Raw genomic sequence first — 17,990 nt, 5'->3', positions numbered from 1 at the left:
AATGAATTACAATATATTTCAAGATTGGACCAGTAACAGAAAGAACATTAAAGGAAAAATTATTCTAGTTTCTTTCCGTCTGGCTCATTTAGCAGTTATTAATAAGCTTTGTTTTGTCCTGTTTATCCCCTACCTTATTCTTTATAGAATTTTTGTTGAGTGGATATTATGTGTAGAACTTCCATATAAAACACAAATTGGTAAAGGATTGGTTTTATATCATGGCCAAGCTTTGGTTGTTAATGATGGGACAGTAATTGGAGCGAATTGTGTTCTCCGCCATAGTGTAACAATAGGAAATAAGCAAATGAATGATGGATCCAGTTCGAAATGCCCTATGATTGGTAATAATGTTGATATAGGCGCTAATGTATGCATAATAGGCCCTATTAAGATTGGTGATAATGTTAAAATTGGTGCAGGTTCTGTTGTTATCAAAGATGTTCCATCAAATTGTATTGTAGTGGGTAACCCCGGAAGAATAGTCCTTAATAATTAGTTAAAATTATTTTAGAATATAATGAGTAATAAATGTCTGGTTATTGGAGGAAATGGATTTATAGGTAAAAATCTTGTTTTAGATTTGCTCGATAAAGGTTTCGAAGTCTGTGTTGTTGATAAATTTACGAATAACTACAATGAAATCAATCATTCAAAATTATTCCTAAATGAAATAGATATATCAGAAACTGACAAGGTAATTAATGTTGCAAAAAAAGCAACTAGTGTTGTTTGGCTAATACATACAACAGTTCCATCAACAAGTATGGATGATGTAGAAAATGATTTACAGTCAAATATTCCACCTTTAATCCGTTTTATTCAAGGAATTAAGATTCTAAAATGCATTACACATTTTCTATATCTTTCATCAGGTGGAACGGTTTACGGAGATCCTGTAGATTTTTTGCCTATTAATGAAGATTTTAAGAAAGATCCAATATCAAGTTATGGATTGACTAAATTAATCGCAGAGGAGTATATCAGTTTTTTATTAAGAGATTCTCCGATTTGTACCTATATTTTACGCCCGTCAAATGTGTATGGCAGGTATCAAAACCTAAATAAACCACAAGGAATAATAGGTCATATATTTAAATCCACTTTGGAGGGTACTTCTCTAAATATCTATGGAGATGGTTCCATTATTAGAGATTATGTTCATGTTAAAGATCTCGGTAATGCAATTAGACTTTGCTTATTATCTAATCTTGGTAAGTCTCATGCCATAACTTTAAACATTGGATCGGGCGAGGAAACAAGTATTAATGAAATGCTGCTATTAACTGCAAAAATAATGAGACAAGAAGTGGTTTATGAAAAATTGCCTGATAGAGGGTTTGATTGTCATTATAATGTTCTTTCTATTGAAAAGAGTCAAGCTTTATTGGGTTGGGAACCGAGAATTAAGCTTAATGACGGTCTAAAAGATGTTTGGACTTGGATTAATGAAACTAGATAATAAATGTTAAAAAAAATTATTGCATTAGGACTGCGGCCTAATCAAGAAAAAAACGTTTTTTCCGGGCAATCGATGATGTTTGAAGCTTTTATAGAACACCTACAGCTTGAGGGAGTTGAGGTTTCTATTATAGATCTAGCCTCAAAATATGATGATATTAATGTTGGAAAAATTGCTGCTAAGAGAATTTTTGAATATTTTGGTATTATTTTCGATGCCTTTAGAACATTTAGGAAAAATAAGGGCTGTGTTGTTTATCTAACAACTGCTCAAACAAAGGGTGGGTTTTACAGGGATTTTATTTTTATCCGATTAGCAAAATTATTTGGATGTAAGTTACTATTGCAACAATTTGGCTCCAATTTTGAGAATTTTTATAATTCAATCAGCCCTATGCTGCAAAAAATAGTTTTGGCTACCTTTAACAGAGGCGAATATATTGTTGTGGAGGGCGAGGTTACGAAGCAACAGTTTAAAGTGTTGAAAGACTATGACCGTAAAGTTCTCATAGTTAGAAATGGCTTGCCTGAAAGGAATTTAAAACCTGTAAATAGCGGTAAAATATATACCCCAGGTGATACATTTAATATGATTTACCTAAGCTATATGATTGAGAGCAAGGGTTTTTGGGATGTTCTTTCGGCAGTAAATATCTTAAAAAATGATCACCACATTAATGTTAAATGTATATTCTCAGGTGCTTTTAAATCTTCTATAGACGATAAGATGTATACTGATACTGACCTTGCAAAAGAGGCATTTGAAAGATATATTAAAGATAATGGACTTGAAGACAACGTAGTTTATTTACAGGGGCTTATGGGAGATGAGAAGGCAACGGCTTTTCTCAATTCGAATGTTTTTTTATTGCCTTCGTATTTTAAATTTGAAGGTCAGCCGGTATCTGTACTCGAGGCAATGGCTTATGGATCTGTTCCAATCGTAACAAATTATAGAATGATACCAGAAATGGTAAATGAAAAAACAGGTATTTTGGTTGATTCAAAAAGCCCAGAACAAATTGCAAACGCAATTAAAATGCTTATCAACGATCCGGCACATTATACAGAACTTTCGCAAGGATCTATTGATAGGTATAAGCAATATTTCACTTTAGATAGCTATTGTAAAAATCTAAAGCAAATTATAGACAGAATTGATTAAATAAAATGAAAATTTTAATAACTGGAGGATCGGGCTTCATAGGGATCAACTTAATTAACTACTTCTTAGAAAAAGGAAATGTCGAAATTTTAAATGTTGATAAAGCCAGGCCAATTATACCTGAACATCAAAAATTTTGGGTTGATTGTAACATTATGGATGAAAATAAGATGTTACATGAGTTTGAGAAATTTGAGCCTGAATATGTTGTCCATCTTGCCGCTAGAACTGATACGTTGAGCGATAAACTAGAAGATTACAATGAAAATCATATAGGTACTCAGCATTTATTAAATGTAATCAAAAAATGCAATTTTATTAAACGTGTTATCATTACATCTACTCAATACGTTTATAAATCGGATGATATTGTTTTTCCATCTACAGATACAGATTATATGCCATATACTATTTATGGGCAAAGTAAGGTGTTAACGGAACAATATACGGCACAGGCGGAGTTAAACTGTGAATGGACTATAGTTAGGCCAACAAATATCTGGGGACCATGGCACATGAGATATCCAAATGAGCTTTGGAAAATCATTGATAAAGGAATGTATTTCCATCCTGTAAAACATGAAGTTAAGAGGACTTACGGATATGTAAAAAATATTGTCCATCAGATTTACAATATCCTATTAGTTCAAAAAGATGTTGTGAATCATAAGGCCTTTTATCTTGGTGATCCATCAATTGATTCCTATCAATGGCTTAATGAGCTTTCAAATCAGTTAACAGGAAAAAAAATAAAAAGGCTACCCAAAATTATTTTTCAAACCATTGCAGTTGGAGGCGATATCTTAAGAAAAGTAGGAGTACCATTCCCATTATATACTAAAAGATTTAAGAATATGATAGAAGACTATCCTGCACCTACCCAGTTAACGATTGAATTGTTTGGACAGAAGGAAAGCGATTTGAAAAAAAATGTTGCTGAAACGATTTTTTGGATAAATGGTGAAGGCAAGGACTTTTTTGAGTACTGGAAGAATAAATAATTAATAAATATTAAAGTTGGAATCTCATAAATTATTAAGTTTAAATATCAGTTTAGGAACATATAGCTCTTTTTTAGAAAAATTGTTGCTTTTATCTAAGCAAAAATCTTCTTACACCTGTTTTGCAAATGTTCATATGTTAATTGAAGCATATAATAATCCTCGGTTTTCTGAAGTGGTAAACAATGCGGATTTAATAGCAGCAGATGGGATGCCCATAGCTAAAGCGTTAGATATATTGTATGGGATTAAGCAAGATCGTGTAGCCGGAATGGATGTATTACCTGATTTGCTTAAAATATCTGAGAGAGATAATATTTCAGTATATTTCTATGGCGGAACTGAAAATATGCTGAAAACTACAGTATCATACTGTAGTGCTAATTATCCAAATCTTAACATTGTAGGCACATTTAGCCCCCCTTTTAGAGAATTAACTTTCGATGAAGAAATAGAAATTATTAATCTCATTAACAGTTGTAACCCCGGGTTCTTGTTCGTTGCTTTAGGATGCCCAAAACAAGAGATATGGATGTCCAAAATGAAAGATAGGATTGGAAGTTGTATGCTGGGGATAGGAGGCGCTTTACCTGTTATGATTGGAATGCAAAAAAGGGCTCCGAAATGGATGCAAAAATCTAGCTTGGAATGGTTGTTTAGATTTTCGCAGGAACCCAAAAGACTATTTAAAAGATATGTGATGACTAATTCTCTATTTATGACATTAATATTTAAGTCTTTTGTTAAGCAGCGAATTCTTAGAAAACAATAATGTCTAAATGCTAAAGGTGTAAATTATTCATGATCTACTTTCGTAGATGTTTAATCTATTATGTTATTACTTAAGTATATCTTTATATAAACTGAGTTTATTATTTATCATATTTACATTTCTGCATTTGATGGAGAATCATATTTTAACTTTAGGCATAAATTTTGCTTAAATGATTAGTTATGTCAACTGAATAGTTAAATGGTTAGAATCGCTTTTTAAGCCTATGCAAACACGTTACTTATTTATACTTAAGTATATTTTACCGATCACGGATCTGATTATGGTCAATATTGTGTACTTTTTTGCCTACGAATTTACCGCTTATATGGGTAAAGCAGTAAGCTCTGAATTGCAATGGCACTACATTGTAGTATGTAACCTAATCTGGATTGTAAGTACTACCAGTTTTGGTTTATATAGTGAATATGGATCTAGAAGAATTGAACGGATCTATCGTGGAACCTGGAAAAGTGTGGTCTTACATGCGGTTTTATTTTCCATTTATCTTTTCTTTTCTAAACAAAATGATTTCTCCAGATCCTTCTTAGTTATTTTTTATGGGATGTTGGCCATTTTGTTTCTAGTGAACCGTTTTATAGGTACCTCCTTTCAGTTCTTATTATTTAACCATTTGAGGGGAGTAAAATCTGTGGCTATAATGGGGAATAATGCAACAGGCTTACAGCTAGCGAGTTATTTCGAAAAACAGCGTTATATCGAATTTCATGGTTTTATTAATGATATGCCAGAGGATTACTTAGACCGTAATGGTCAGATTTCTGATATGGTAGGCCGTCAATTTAAAATGGCCGTTGATAAGGGTATCAAAGATATTTATGTAACCATCGCACCAGAGCGCATGGCGGATATGACTTTATTAACCGAAGAAGCCGAACGCCAATGTGTACGTTTAAAATTTATCCCAGATATTAGCGGAGCACTGTTGTCACCTTATACTGTAAGTTATTTGGGCAATGAATTTCCGGTGATCTCTTTACGTTCAGAACCCTTAGAGAAAATCCATAATCGCTTCAAAAAACGCGTGATTGATGTTGTGTTTAGCGGGCTAGTGATTTTATTTGTATTAAGCTGGTTATACCCAATCATTGCCTTATTGATAAAACTGCAAAGCAAAGGCCCTGTATTGTTTAAGCAACTACGAAGCGGACGTGATGATGAACCTTTCTGGTGTTTTAAGTTCAGAAGTATGCGGATGAATGCAGATAGCGACAAGAGGCAAGCAAGCAAAAACGATGACCGCATTACTCCAATTGGTAAATTCTTGAGAAAATCCAGTTTAGATGAATTACCCCAGTTCTTTAATGTATTCATGGGACATATGAGCGTTGTTGGGCCTCGACCACATATGTTAAGCCATACGGAACAATATAAAGGAATTGTTGATCAATTTATGGTTCGTCATTTTCTAAAACCGGGTATTACCGGATGGGCACAAGTAAATGGTTACCGCGGTGAAACAAAAGAAGATTATAAAATGGTAAAACGCGTTGAGCATGATATCTGGTATCTGGAAAACTGGAGCGCGATGCTGGATGTAAAAATTATCTTTATGACGGTGATCAATATGGCCAAGGGTGAAGAGAATGCTTTTTAATCCTATTATTTAATGAATACAAAACCAACCTTAATTATCCTGGCTGCTGGAATGGCAAGCCGTTATGGGGGAAACAAACAAACAGAATCGTTCGGCCCTAGTGGTGAAACCATTATGGAGTATTCTATTTTTGATGCCATCAGGGTAGGATTTGGTAAGGTGATTTTTATTATCCGTGAAGAATTTGCTGATGCATTCGCTGCTCAAATTGAGCGTAAGTTAAGTGGTAAAATTGAAATTGATTATGCTTATCAATCGCTGGATAGTTTTAGCAATAATATTGAATTTTCGGAAGAAAGAACAAAACCATTTGGTACTGCTCATGCACTACTTTGTTGTAAAGGTAAGGTGAATGAACCTTTTGCGGTAATTAATGCCGATGACTTTTATGGGTTTGATGCCTTTAACAAGTCGTACAGATTCTTGACCCAGGAGATCCAGGATGATTTATTCGCCTGCCTTGGATACGAATTAAAGAACACTGTAAGTGAGTTTGGCGCAGTTACAAGAGGAGAAATTCAAACCAATACAGCAGATGAAATTATCTCAATCAACGAAAGAAAAGAGATTATTTTAAAAGCTGGCAAAATAATTGGCCTGGAAAAGGATGAAGAGCAGATTTTAAATGGAGATACTCAAGTGAGTATGAATTTTTTCTGTTTTACACCAGCTTTTATTGATTGGATGGAGCAAAAATATTATGAGTTCTTATCTGCAAATAAGAATGAGCTTAAAACAGAGTTTCTTATACCTGAAGTTGCTGATCAGTTGATTAGAACTAGTGAAGCTCGTATTAAAGTTATTGATACAGATGCCCAATGGTTCGGTGTTACTTTTAAAGAAGATGCGACTATCGTGAAGGATGAGCTGTTAAAACTTTCTAATGCACAAACCTATCCTGTTGATCTTTGGGATGTAAGTACTTCCATAACACAATTATAATTATAGTATTTTTTAAGCCCGCAAGGGCTTTTCTTTTATTGAACTTTGGTGAAAGGTGTTAAATTGATAATTAATAACGTTCTTTGCCATTTGAATTAAAATTTACCAGATGAAGAAAATCATATTCCTCCTATTTTTAACTATCTCTATCCATGAGCTGATGGCTCAAACTGTCTATCAACCCTATTCTTTCCAATTTTACCAAAAACTAAGTGGAGAAGTCTATAATCCCAATACACGCATACATAGTTCGTTAAAACCTTTTTTTATTGATGATAGTTTGTTGCGGGATAAAAGTAATCTATTACTGAGCGTAGGGGTAGATTCGAGCAGGTACTCTTGGGTTTCGCGAAAGTTATTTAATGAACACCTACTTGATATTAAAAAGGAAGACTTTACGATATATGCAGATTTTTTACCAGATTTTCAGATTGGTAAGGACTTTTCTGGCAAACAAAATGTGTGGTTAAATACAAGAGGATATCAGGTAGGCGGAACAGTTGGAAAAAAATTCTCTTTTTATACAAGCGGCTTTGAAAACCAAGGGCAATTTTCACAATATTATAACAATTATGTGAACTCAACGAAAGTAGTTCCCGGACAGTCGTATAACCGTGCTTATGGTTTTAATGCTGGTAAGACTTCTTTAGACTGGTCTTATGTTACAGCAACTTTATCATATACTCCGATAAAATATTTAAATATTACTGCTGGTTATGATAAAACCTTTATTGGTGATGGATATAGGTCACTATTGTTATCGGATTTTTCTTCTCCGGCACCCTTTTTAAAACTTACGGGAAATTTGGGTAGTGTGCAGTATATGGCTATGTGGACTTCAATGCAGGATCCAGGAGCAACTCAATTGTCTTACGATTCTGGCAATCGTAAAAAAGGAGGTGTATTTCATTACTTAGACTGGAATGTAAATAATAGATTATCACTAGGCTTTTTTGATTCGATCGTTTGGGCACAAACAGATGATGCCGGAAACAGAAGGGGCTTTGATTGGGGATATGCAAATCCAATCATCTTTTTAAGACCGGTAGAAGCTTCTAGCGGTTCTCCTGACAATGCTTTATTAGGATTTACTGGTAAATATAAATTTGCCAAAGAATTGGTAGCATACGGTCAGTTTTCTTTAGATGAGTTTGAAGCCAAAAATTTCTTTTCAAGCTCAGGTAGCTCCAGAAATAAATATGGTTGGCAATTAGGATTGCGGGGAGCAGATGTATTCAAGGTGGAAGGATTAAACTATTTATTGGAATACAATACGGCCAAACCCTACACATTTTCTTCAAGGACCCGTATTGGCAATTACGCAAATTATAACGAACCTTTAGCCCATCCAATGGGTGCAAATTTTAGAGAATTAGTGGGGTTATTAAATTACTCTTACAAGCGTTTCGATTTCAGTGGTGAATTAATGTATGCCAAATATGGCTTGGATATCACTGGCCAAAATTATGGTAAAAATATTTTCGAACCGTATACAGATGCTGTACAGCCTAATGGAAATTATACAACCCAAGGTATCCGCACAGATCTTTTTTATGCTGAAGGTAAAGTTGCCTATGTGGTTAATCCGAAATATAACTTGCGTTTAGAACTGGGGGGACTGGTTAGGAGGGAAAGCAACAATCTAGGTAAAAATACAACCGGATTGATTACCTTCGGTTTACGGAGTTCGTTCAGGAATTTATATACGGATTTTTAGTAATCCTAATAATATAATAAAGCCTCAGTTATTTTAACTAACTGAGGCTTTATTATGCATTTTTATTATTTAGAGTAATGCAGGATCAATTCAATCATCCATCTTACTTTTTCCATAAGACGAGCGATAGTAAGTTTCCCTACCCAGCCATACTATTTGTTGTTCTTTTTATGGCAACTTTTTTAACCGTCTCAACAATCGCAGTTTTATCATAGCCACATTCTGCCCAAAGTTCGGCCTGTTCGCCATGTTCGATAAATTGATCTGGAATACCCAGACGGATTACATTGGCGCTATAACCATGATCGGCCATAAATTCCAACACTGCAGAACCTACTCCTCCAGGTAATGCGCCATCTTCTACCGTAATTATATTTTTGTATTTGGCAAAAACTTCATGTAATAATTGTTCATCTAAAGGCTTTACAAAACGTAAATCGTAATGTGCCGGATAAAAACCTTCGCTGTTCAGTTCGGCGCGGGCTTCAACAGCAAAATTACCTACATGACCAATGGTTAATAAAGCTACATCTTCCCCATCACAAATTTTGCGGCCTTTGCCAATTTCTAATTCTTTGAATGGTCGTTTCCAATCAGGCATAACACCATTACCACGTGGGTAGCGGATAACAAATGGGCCAATGTTTTCTTGCTGGGCAGTAAACATCAGATTGCGTAGCTCTTCTTCGTTCATTGGAGAAGACACTACCAAATTCGGGATGCAGCGCATGTATGCAATATCGTAAGCACCATGGTGTGTTGCACCATCGGCACCAGCTAAACCAGCTCTATCCAGACAGAAAACCACGTTCAGCTTTTGGATAGCCACATCATGAATAACCTGATCGTAAGCTCTTTGCATAAAACTCGAATAGATATTGCAAAAAGGTACCAACCCTTGCGCAGCTAAACCGGCTGAGAAAGTCACGGCATGTTGCTCCGCAATACCCACATCAAATGCACGTTTTGGCATCGCTTTCATCATGATGTTTAATGATGAGCCTGATGGCATAGCGGGTGTAATGCCTACAATTTTATCATTCGCCTCAGCCAGCTCTACCATGGTATGCCCAAAAACATCCTGGTATTTTGGTGGTTGTGGCTTATCTGGGATACTTTTTTTAATTTCTCCCGTAATCTTATCAAAAAGGCCTGGTGCATGCCACTTGGTCTGATCTTTCTCTGCTAATGCAAAACCTTTTCCTTTTACGGTAATACAGTGTAAAAGCTTAGGGCCAGGAATAGCTGATAAATCTTTTATGGTTTGTGCCAAACGTTTTACATCGTGTCCGTCAACAGGACCGAAATACCTAAAGTTTAACGCTTCAAATAAATTACTTTGTTTCAGTAAGGTGCCTTTAATGCTTTTCTCTATTTTCTTAACGTACTTGTGTGCGTTGGGGCCAAGTTTAGATAATCCCGTAAGTACGTGAGAGATATCGTCACGGAAACGGTTGTACGATTTCGATATGGTAATACTGGTTAAATATTCCTTAAGCGCACCTACATTGGGATCGATAGACATGCAGTTATCATTTAAGATGACCAGCACGTTACTATTTTCAATCCCGGCATGGTTTAAACCTTCAAAAGCTAAACCTGCAGTCATGGCACCATCGCCAATAACAGCCACATGCTGTCGGTCTGTTTCACCTTTTAATTGCGAGGCTACCGCCATACCCAAAGCAGCCGAAATAGAAGTAGAAGAGTGGCCTACACCAAAAGTATCATACTCGCTTTCAGAAATTTTCGGGAAACCGCTAATTCCTCCATACACCCGGTTGGTATGGAATAAATCTCTACGGCCTGTTAAAATTTTATGCCCATATGCCTGATGGCCTACGTCCCAAACTAATTTATCGTAGGGGGTATTTAGCGCATAGTGTAAGGCAACTGTTAATTCAACAACACCTAAACTGGCGCCAAAATGGCCACCATTTACACTTACAACATCAATAATATACTGTCGTAATTCCTGGCTTATTTGTTCTAAGTCAGAGTCGCTATATTGCTTTAAATCAGCGGGATAGTTGATTTTAGATAATAGGGGGCCAGCTTTTACTTGCATTCGAAATTTATGGTAAAAAACAAGATACAAAGTAAGGTAAATTTGTTTTAATATAGAAAAGAAAAATATTGGTTTATTCTTGAGCGTTAAGCGGTTGGCGATGAGGAGTTAGCGCGGAGGGTTTGGCGAAGATTGGCTGATGATTGCGTGTAGCATTTTAAGTTAGAGGACCTGAAAATTTTCATTATGTTTGTCTCTTCACATGCAGGCAGAGAATTTTGAAATAAAACTTCCGGTATTCGAAGGCCCCTTCGATTTATTACTGTTCTTTATCGAACGGGATGAGCTTAATATCCAGGATGTGGAGATTGCTAAAATTACGAACGATTTTTTGGCCTACATCCATCAGCTCCTGGCCTTGAATGTAGAAGTGGCCAGCGAATTTATTTTAGTGGCCGCAACTTTGATGCGCATTAAATCTAAAATGCTTTTGCCAAGAATTGAGGTAGATGAGGCCGGAAATGAAATTAATTCGGAACAGGACCTGATCGCCAGGCTAATTGCCTACAAACAGTTTAAATCTGCAGCAGAAGAAATGAAAGTTTTTGAAGAGGAACGGTTTAAACAGGATCAACGCGGTAATATTGCATATGATCTAACCCTGGCAGCTGCATCCTCCACGCATCAGGATGAGCTTTTATCATTGGATCTGTATAAGCTTTTAACCGTTTACCACCGAACGATGCAGAAGTATGAGCTGCGCAGTGAGGAGGTTAAACATACCGTGGTTCAATATCCCTATACTATCGAACAACAAAAACACTTTATTGCCAATTTGCTCGATATTAATAAACAGATCGATTTTGCTTTAGTGCTTAAAAATTCAGAAAATAAAGTGCATTTCGTTTATAATTTCCTGGCTATTTTAGAAATGTTGCAGCAACAAATCGTAGAGATAACCATTGGGAGCGGCTTTAACAACTTTAATGTGAAAGCATTATCCTAATAGGGCCTAAATTAAATTTGAATTTCTTACTTTTGCAAAAAAAATACAAACCTCATATAATGATGACACGCGACAACCAAATTTTTGAACTTATTGATAAGGAGTTAAACCGCCAAGAACATGGTTTAGAGCTTATTGCATCAGAAAACTTTGTAAGCAAACAGGTAATGGAAGCTGCCGGATCGGTACTAACCAATAAATATGCTGAAGGCTTACCAGGAAAACGTTACTATGGCGGTTGCCAGGTAGTGGATGTAGTAGAGCAAATTGCTATCGATAGGGCAAAAGAGTTGTTCGGTGCAGCATGGGTAAACGTTCAGCCACACTCTGGTGCACAAGCTAACGCAGCAGTAATGCTTGCCGTTTTGCAGCCAGGTGATAAAATATTAGGATTTGATCTTTCTCATGGAGGTCACTTAACGCATGGTTCACCTGTTAACTTTTCGGGTAAATTATACCAGCCTTTATTTTATGGTGTTGAAAAAGAAACCGGATTAATTGACTATAAAAAATTAGAAGAAGTTGCTTTAGCCGAAAAACCTAAATTAATCATCTGTGGTGCATCTGCTTATTCTCGCGAGTGGGATTATGCTTTTATCCGTGCGGTAGCTGATAAAATCGGTGCTTTGGTTTTAGCTGATATTTCTCACCCGGCTGGTTTAATTGCAAAAGGATTGTTGGCCAACCCACTTCCACATTGCCATATTGTAACCACTACAACTCACAAAACGTTACGCGGCCCACGTGGTGGTATGATTATGATGGGACAGGATTTCGAGAACCCATGGGGATTAAAAACACCTAAAGGAGAAATCCGTTTAATGAGCAACTTGCTTGATATGGCCGTTTTTCCTGGTACACAAGGTGGTCCGTTAGAGCATATTATTGCGGCTAAAGCAATTGCTTTTGGCGAAGCTTTAAGCGAAGAGTACGGAACATACATTAAACAAGTAGCTGCTAACGCACAGGCAATGGCCAAGGCATTTGTAGCGAAAGGATATGGTATTATTTCTGGTGGTACAGATAACCATTTAATGCTGATCGATCTTCGGAATAAAAATATCACCGGTAAAGTAGCTGAAAATGCTTTAGAGAAAGCTGAAATTACAGTGAACAAGAATATGGTTCCTTTCGATGATAAATCTCCATTTGTCACTTCAGGTATCCGTGTAGGTACTGCGGCAATCACTACCCGTGGTTTAAAAGAAACTGAAATGGAAAAGATTGTTGATTTAATCGATCAGGTTTTAACCAATCCGGAGGATGAAGCTAACCTGAATAGTGTAAAAGCTGAGGTGATTAAACTGGTAAGCGCTTTCCCACTATATAAATAAAATTATACACTCACCCAGCTAGAGTTACAATAACACAAGCAGTTACATTAATTTGTAACTGCTTTTTTTTGTGAAGTAAGTTTTTCGCCTTAATGATATAAAACAAACGTTTGTTTTATATATTTGACCAATAAAATGATGTAACTTATGTGTGGAATAGTAGGCTATATTGGCTACAGAGAAGCTTGGCCAATTGTATTGAAAGGTCTTAAAAGATTAGAATACCGGGGTTATGATAGTGCTGGTATTGCACTGATGAATAACAGTGGTCAGCATATTTATAAAAAGGCCGGAAAAGTAGCAGTTTTAGAAGAATATGCCCAAGACAAAGATAAGTCTGGCACAATTGGCATGGGGCACACACGATGGGCAACACATGGGGTGCCTTCCGACCGAAACTCTCATCCACACACATCAAATGGTGGTAAGCTGTCTATTATCCATAACGGGATTATCGAAAACTATGCAACCCTAAAGGAAGAATTGATCAGCCGTGGACACGAATTTAAAAGCGATACCGATACGGAGGTATTAATTCACCTGATTGAAGAAATCCAGGAAATTGAAAATATTGATCTTTTAGAAGCTGTTCGTTTGGCTTTGCAGGAAGTGAACGGTGCTTATGCCATAGTGATTATGGATAAAGAACAACCTGATCGTTTAATTGCTGCCAGGAAAGGTAGTCCGATGGTAATTGGCGTTGGCGCAGGAGAATATTTTATTGCCTCTGATGCGACGCCGATTATTGAGTATACTAAAACTGTAATTTACCTAAAAGACGGCGAAATCGCGCTGATTACTAAACATGATCTTTTAGTTAAGCAATTGGATAACGTGGTGCAAACACCTTTAATTCAAGAGTTACAGCTAAAGCTCGAAATGTTAGAGAAAGGTGGCTTCGATCATTTCATGCTTAAAGAGATTTATGAGCAGCCACGTTCGATTAAAGATTGTATGCGGGGGCGTATTTATCCTGAAGAAGGGAAGGTTCAGCTTGGCGGGATCAAAGAATTTGCAGAGAAATTAAAAAATATAGACCGGATTATTATTGTGGCCTGCGGAACCTCATGGCATGCAGGTTTGGTTGGCGAATATCTGATTGAAGAATATGCGCGAATACCGGTTGAGGTTGAATATGCTTCAGAGTTCAGGTACAGAAATCCGATCATTACTGAAAAAGATGTGGTAATTGCCATTTCGCAATCTGGAGAAACCGCCGATACCATGGCGGCTATAGAGATGGCCAAAGAACGGGGGGCAACTATTTTTGGGATCTGTAATGTTGCCGGTGCTTCCATCCCGCGCTTGACTCATGCTGGTGTTTACACACATGCCGGACCAGAAATTGGTGTAGCATCAACAAAAGCATTTACCGCACAAGTAACGGTTTTAACGTTGATGGCCTTTTATATGGCGCAGCAAAAAGGAACCATTACCACTTCAAAATTGATTGAGCTTTTAACCGAATTGGATAATATCCCTGAAAAGATCCAGATCGCACTAGAGTCGAACGATCTGATTAAAGAGGTAGCAGAAAAGATCAAAGATTCAACCAACTGCTTGTTCTTGGGCAGAGGCAGTGGTTTCCCTGTTGCCTTAGAAGGTGCTTTGAAACTGAAAGAAATTTCATATATCCATGCAGAAGGTTACCCTGCTGCAGAAATGAAACATGGTCCGATCGCTTTAATTGATGAAGAAATGCCGGTAGTTTTTATTGCAACGCAAAATTCATCGTACGAGAAAGTGATTAGTAACATACAGGAAGTAAAAGCCAGAAAAGGAAAAGTAATTGCCATTGTAACGCAGGGCGATACTGAAGTGAAGAAAATGGCCGATTATTGTATCGAAATTCCTGACGCCAATGAAGCCTTTTTACCACTTATAGCAACCATTCCACTACAGTTATTATCATATCATATTGCGGTAATGCGTGGTTGTAATGTAGATCAGCCTAGAAATTTGGCCAAATCCGTAACCGTCGAATAATTTTACAACAAAACAAATAAATAAGGCAGCTGCATTAATTTGTAGCTGCTTTTTGGTTTATAAGTGTATTTAAATACTGACTCTGTTAACTAAGCCCGATTGAACGGATGCCGTTTTAATTAATAAATACCTTTTTTACTGAGCTATTAAAACGGCAGGAGGTAAAGCGGGACTGCAGGCTGCCATAGGTACTAATACTAACTTTCTAAAGAAATAAATCTTATTTAAGATGGAAGTGATGGTTAAAAAATAGCCTAAATTGAGTGGCAATCTTAAAATCTTGGTAAAAAGTAAAGGGCCGATATTCTTTGAAGAAATATCGACCCTTACCATCTAAATTAACGCTCTCGAATATATAAACGGAAATTCTCGCCGTTTTGTTTTCAGAAAATAAAAAAAATAAATTATTTCTCGTAACTGCCTAAGGTTGAGGGATAAATTCTTGTATCCCCTTTCGCATCCTTAATAAGATAATTAAAATAGGGGTCGGTGCTTAAGTCAGTGCCCTTTTTTCGGGCAATGCTATTGGCAGCCAGCTCAAAATCTTCCAGTTCTTTATTAACAAAAAGAGGGTCGGTGTTTAAAATATTGCCATTGGTGCCGTAGGCGTTGTTGCTGGATCGGATTAAATTGCTCCATAAATTCAGCTGTACTATTGCAGCAGTTTTCTTTTGGATATCCAGTTCATTCGTTAAACTGCCCCAGATGATATTATTGGTTAAATCTATTTGAAGTTTATTATAAGCATTTGCCGATAAATAATCTGAAAAACTCAAGGAAGCGGTTTTGCGTGGGAAATTTAAGTTATAACCCGCAAAAGTATTCTGCTTCAAATTGTAATTCCCCCCTCCTACTGCATAAATTAAGTAATTCCCACAGTTATAGATTACATTATTAAAAGCGAGCAGTTCTGAATGGTAGCCGATATAAGCCGCCACCTGCATGTTTTTAATAAGGCTATTGCTTAAAATTAATTTTGGATTGTTATTAACGGATAAAGAATCGGAGGTAATGCCAACAGATGCATTTTTGATGATGGCATTTTTAATAAGCCCATATCCGGTTCGTTTTAAGAAAATTCCTTTCCATTGGCCGGGCTCATCACTATATATCCTTTCGAGCCTGTCACTGCAAAATAGTACAGGTTCAGTAAGACTGCCATTAACCGTTAGGTTTCCTTCGATGTTTAAATTGGCATCCTTATGAAAATAAATTTTGGTCCCGGGCTGGATGGTTAGTGAAGTTCCGCCTTTGACCGTTAACGATCCATTAATAATATAAGGTAAAGCTTTTGTCCAGGTGGTATTGGTATTAATTGTCGATTCATTAACAAATACAGCATTCTGTCCATAGGCTAAAAGCTGAATTACCTGTCTGTTGCCATTTGTATTTAATATGATGGAATCCTGAACCAGGAAGGGCAGGTTGGTTGAATTTGGGTTGATCGAAACTTTGACAAAAAGATTGATTGAATCCTGGCCGTTTATGATGAGGTCATTTTTGTTTTGTGTTGGCTCCCCGTTAATGTTAATGCTAAACGCCGAAGTGCTGCCGCCCGATAACCTGATTTCTGATACTTTAACTGCATCATTATTTTTGTTGGTAATCTTTATTCTTTTCGTTGTTGAGCCTACAGAAGTAAAAATAGTATCAAATAAAACTTCCTGATTAGCAATGTTCAGTTTAGCATTTGGATCTGAGGTAATGCGTTCCCCCTTCCGGCAAGCTGAAGTAAGGAATAAGATTAAAAGCACTAAACCAATATGTAAACGCATAAATCAAACTTAGAAAAATGTTTGGCTACTTACAATAGCACTTAAACCATACAATCGTATTATTCTGCAAAGGCAAGTGCCGCAATACTCACTTTAGCTGCCCCAATAGCTAAGAGTGTATTGGCGCACGCTTCAAGTGTTGCCCCGGTAGTAATTACATCATCAACCAGTAAAATATGTTTACCACTGATGTCTTCAGGAGAATTGACCTGAAAAACATCTTTCATGTTTTCATAACGGTTATATCTGCTTTTTTTAGTTTGACTTTCGGTAGAAGTATTCCGGATAAGGTGATCTTCGCTAATTTCGATTCCCATTTGTGCTGCAATTCCTTCAGCAATAAAGGTACTTTGGTTATATCCTCTAATCTTATATTTTTTTCGGTGTAAGGGCACCGGGATCACGATATTTATATCTTGGTAAAGAACCTCGGTTTTTAACCGTTCTCCCAGCATGTTACCTAATAGTATCCCAACATCGGTTTTGCCGTTGTATTTTAAGTTGTGAATTAAGTTTTGAACCTTGGCTCCTTTTCTAAAATACAACATAGCCATTGCAGCGTTGAGCGGTAGGCGTCCCCATAATTGCCTGGCAACCCTGTTATCTGCATATTGGTGATAGTCTGTAAAAGGGAGATCGTATAAACATTTTAAACAAATCAACCGCTCATGTCGAAACAGATGAGTTCCGCACGCATGGCATAAGTTTGGAAATAATAATCCAAATAAATCAGAAGTCCATTGTTTAACCAGCAACATCTAACTAATTTATAAAATATTTGTGAAGACTGTGGTAATATTAGATAGAAGGTCTTTTTTATAGCAAAGCAGGTTTGGTGCTACTATATAGGTATGTCCCGCTATCCGCTTTATACCGACTTTACGTCGGGATGCCCGCTGCTATCGGGTTTAAATGGCATTGACTTCCGAAGTTTCAAGTGGCCGGGTGCAGGGAAAACTTCAGGATTGTCTGGGTATGGCGCCAACAAACACTTGTTTCCTTAAAAAGTTTTGCCCTTCACAACATTTTTTCCTATTGAAAACCATGGAGTTACCTCAAGCCTTTGGTTAATCGGCAGAAAAGCTTTGCGTAAGCATTAATTTTTCCTACTTTTGCATCCCGCTTCGGAGGAAGGGTTTTGGTTAAAAGGATGGCATTAGAGTTAGTGAGTCGATGTTTATTTTAAAATAAATATTGTGGGAGAA

14 protein-coding genes are annotated in these 17,990 nt (G+C 36.7%); 11 read left to right on the top strand and 3 right to left on the bottom strand.

Annotated elements, in window-relative coordinates; genetic code table 11:
• The first annotated feature begins 1 nt into the window (after position 1).
• The 8 genes from AC04QZ_RS08610 to AC04QZ_RS08575 all read left to right on the top strand — a co-directional run bounded on the left by AC04QZ_RS08610 (position 2) and on the right by AC04QZ_RS08575 (position 8,676).
• Positions 2-499: a serine O-acetyltransferase gene (locus AC04QZ_RS08610; RefSeq protein ID WP_478357434.1), complete on the top strand. Its 498-nt coding sequence runs from the start codon at positions 2-4 to the stop codon at positions 497-499.
• 21 nt (positions 500-520) lie between these two features.
• On the top strand, positions 521-1,462 hold the full coding sequence (locus AC04QZ_RS08605) for an NAD-dependent epimerase/dehydratase family protein (RefSeq protein WP_478357433.1): 942 nt from the start codon (positions 521-523) through the stop codon (positions 1,460-1,462).
• 3 nt (positions 1,463-1,465) lie between these two features.
• Positions 1,466-2,626 carry a glycosyltransferase family 4 protein gene (locus tag AC04QZ_RS08600; protein WP_478357432.1) on the top strand — a complete coding sequence of 387 codons (1,161 nt, stop codon included), beginning with the start codon at positions 1,466-1,468 and terminating at the stop codon, positions 2,624-2,626.
• Positions 2,627-2,631: 5 nt separating this feature from the next.
• Positions 2,632-3,627 (top strand): NAD-dependent epimerase/dehydratase family protein, encoded by a 996-nt coding sequence (locus AC04QZ_RS08595; RefSeq protein ID WP_478357431.1) that lies wholly within the window; start codon positions 2,632-2,634, stop codon positions 3,625-3,627.
• 16 nt (positions 3,628-3,643) lie between these two features.
• Complete coding sequence (locus tag AC04QZ_RS08590) at positions 3,644-4,399, top strand: WecB/TagA/CpsF family glycosyltransferase (protein WP_478357430.1); 756 nt, start codon at positions 3,644-3,646, stop codon at positions 4,397-4,399.
• Positions 4,400-4,625: 226 nt separating this feature from the next.
• The gene (locus AC04QZ_RS08585) at positions 4,626-6,017 is read left to right on the top strand and encodes an undecaprenyl-phosphate glucose phosphotransferase (protein WP_478357429.1); all 1,392 of its coding nucleotides are present in this window, start codon (positions 4,626-4,628) and stop codon (positions 6,015-6,017) included.
• Positions 6,018-6,029: 12 nt separating this feature from the next.
• Positions 6,030-6,959, top strand: coding sequence for a sugar phosphate nucleotidyltransferase (locus AC04QZ_RS08580; protein ID WP_478357428.1), 930 nt, complete (start codon positions 6,030-6,032; stop codon positions 6,957-6,959).
• A gap of 109 nt (positions 6,960-7,068) precedes the next feature.
• The gene (locus AC04QZ_RS08575; protein ID WP_478357427.1) at positions 7,069-8,676 is read left to right on the top strand and encodes a gliding motility protein RemB; all 1,608 of its coding nucleotides are present in this window, start codon (positions 7,069-7,071) and stop codon (positions 8,674-8,676) included.
• Between the two features lie 139 nt (positions 8,677-8,815).
• On the opposite strand, the gene dxs is transcribed toward AC04QZ_RS08575, so the two are convergent.
• Complete coding sequence (gene dxs, locus AC04QZ_RS08570; protein WP_478357426.1) at positions 8,816-10,744, bottom strand: 1-deoxy-D-xylulose-5-phosphate synthase; 1,929 nt, start codon at positions 10,742-10,744, stop codon at positions 8,816-8,818.
• Between the two features lie 202 nt (positions 10,745-10,946).
• On the opposite strand from dxs, the gene AC04QZ_RS08565 reads away from it, so the two are divergent.
• The 3 genes from AC04QZ_RS08565 to glmS all read left to right on the top strand — a co-directional run bounded on the left by AC04QZ_RS08565 (position 10,947) and on the right by glmS (position 15,010).
• Complete coding sequence (locus AC04QZ_RS08565) at positions 10,947-11,690, top strand: segregation and condensation protein A (RefSeq protein ID WP_478357425.1); 744 nt, start codon at positions 10,947-10,949, stop codon at positions 11,688-11,690.
• A gap of 62 nt (positions 11,691-11,752) precedes the next feature.
• Complete coding sequence (glyA, locus tag AC04QZ_RS08560) at positions 11,753-13,024, top strand: serine hydroxymethyltransferase (RefSeq protein ID WP_057930657.1); 1,272 nt, start codon at positions 11,753-11,755, stop codon at positions 13,022-13,024.
• A 147-nt stretch (positions 13,025-13,171) separates the two neighbouring features.
• Positions 13,172-15,010 carry a glutamine--fructose-6-phosphate transaminase (isomerizing) gene (gene glmS, locus AC04QZ_RS08555; RefSeq protein WP_478357424.1) on the top strand — a complete coding sequence of 613 codons (1,839 nt, stop codon included), beginning with the start codon at positions 13,172-13,174 and terminating at the stop codon, positions 15,008-15,010.
• Between the two features lie 404 nt (positions 15,011-15,414).
• Here glmS and AC04QZ_RS08550 read toward each other — a convergent pair whose 3' ends face one another.
• On the bottom strand, positions 15,415-16,785 hold the full coding sequence (locus tag AC04QZ_RS08550; RefSeq protein WP_478357423.1) for a hypothetical protein: 1,371 nt from the start codon (positions 16,783-16,785) through the stop codon (positions 15,415-15,417).
• Between the two features lie 59 nt (positions 16,786-16,844).
• The gene (locus tag AC04QZ_RS08545; protein ID WP_478357422.1) at positions 16,845-17,333 is read right to left on the bottom strand and encodes a ComF family protein; all 489 of its coding nucleotides are present in this window, start codon (positions 17,331-17,333) and stop codon (positions 16,845-16,847) included.
• Between the last annotated feature and the right edge of the window lie 657 nt (positions 17,334-17,990).

It is taken from the genome of Pedobacter folensis (assembly GCF_056490665.1).
Note: the sequence above shows the minus strand (reverse complement) of the source record. Positions and strands in the feature narration are given on the sequence as shown.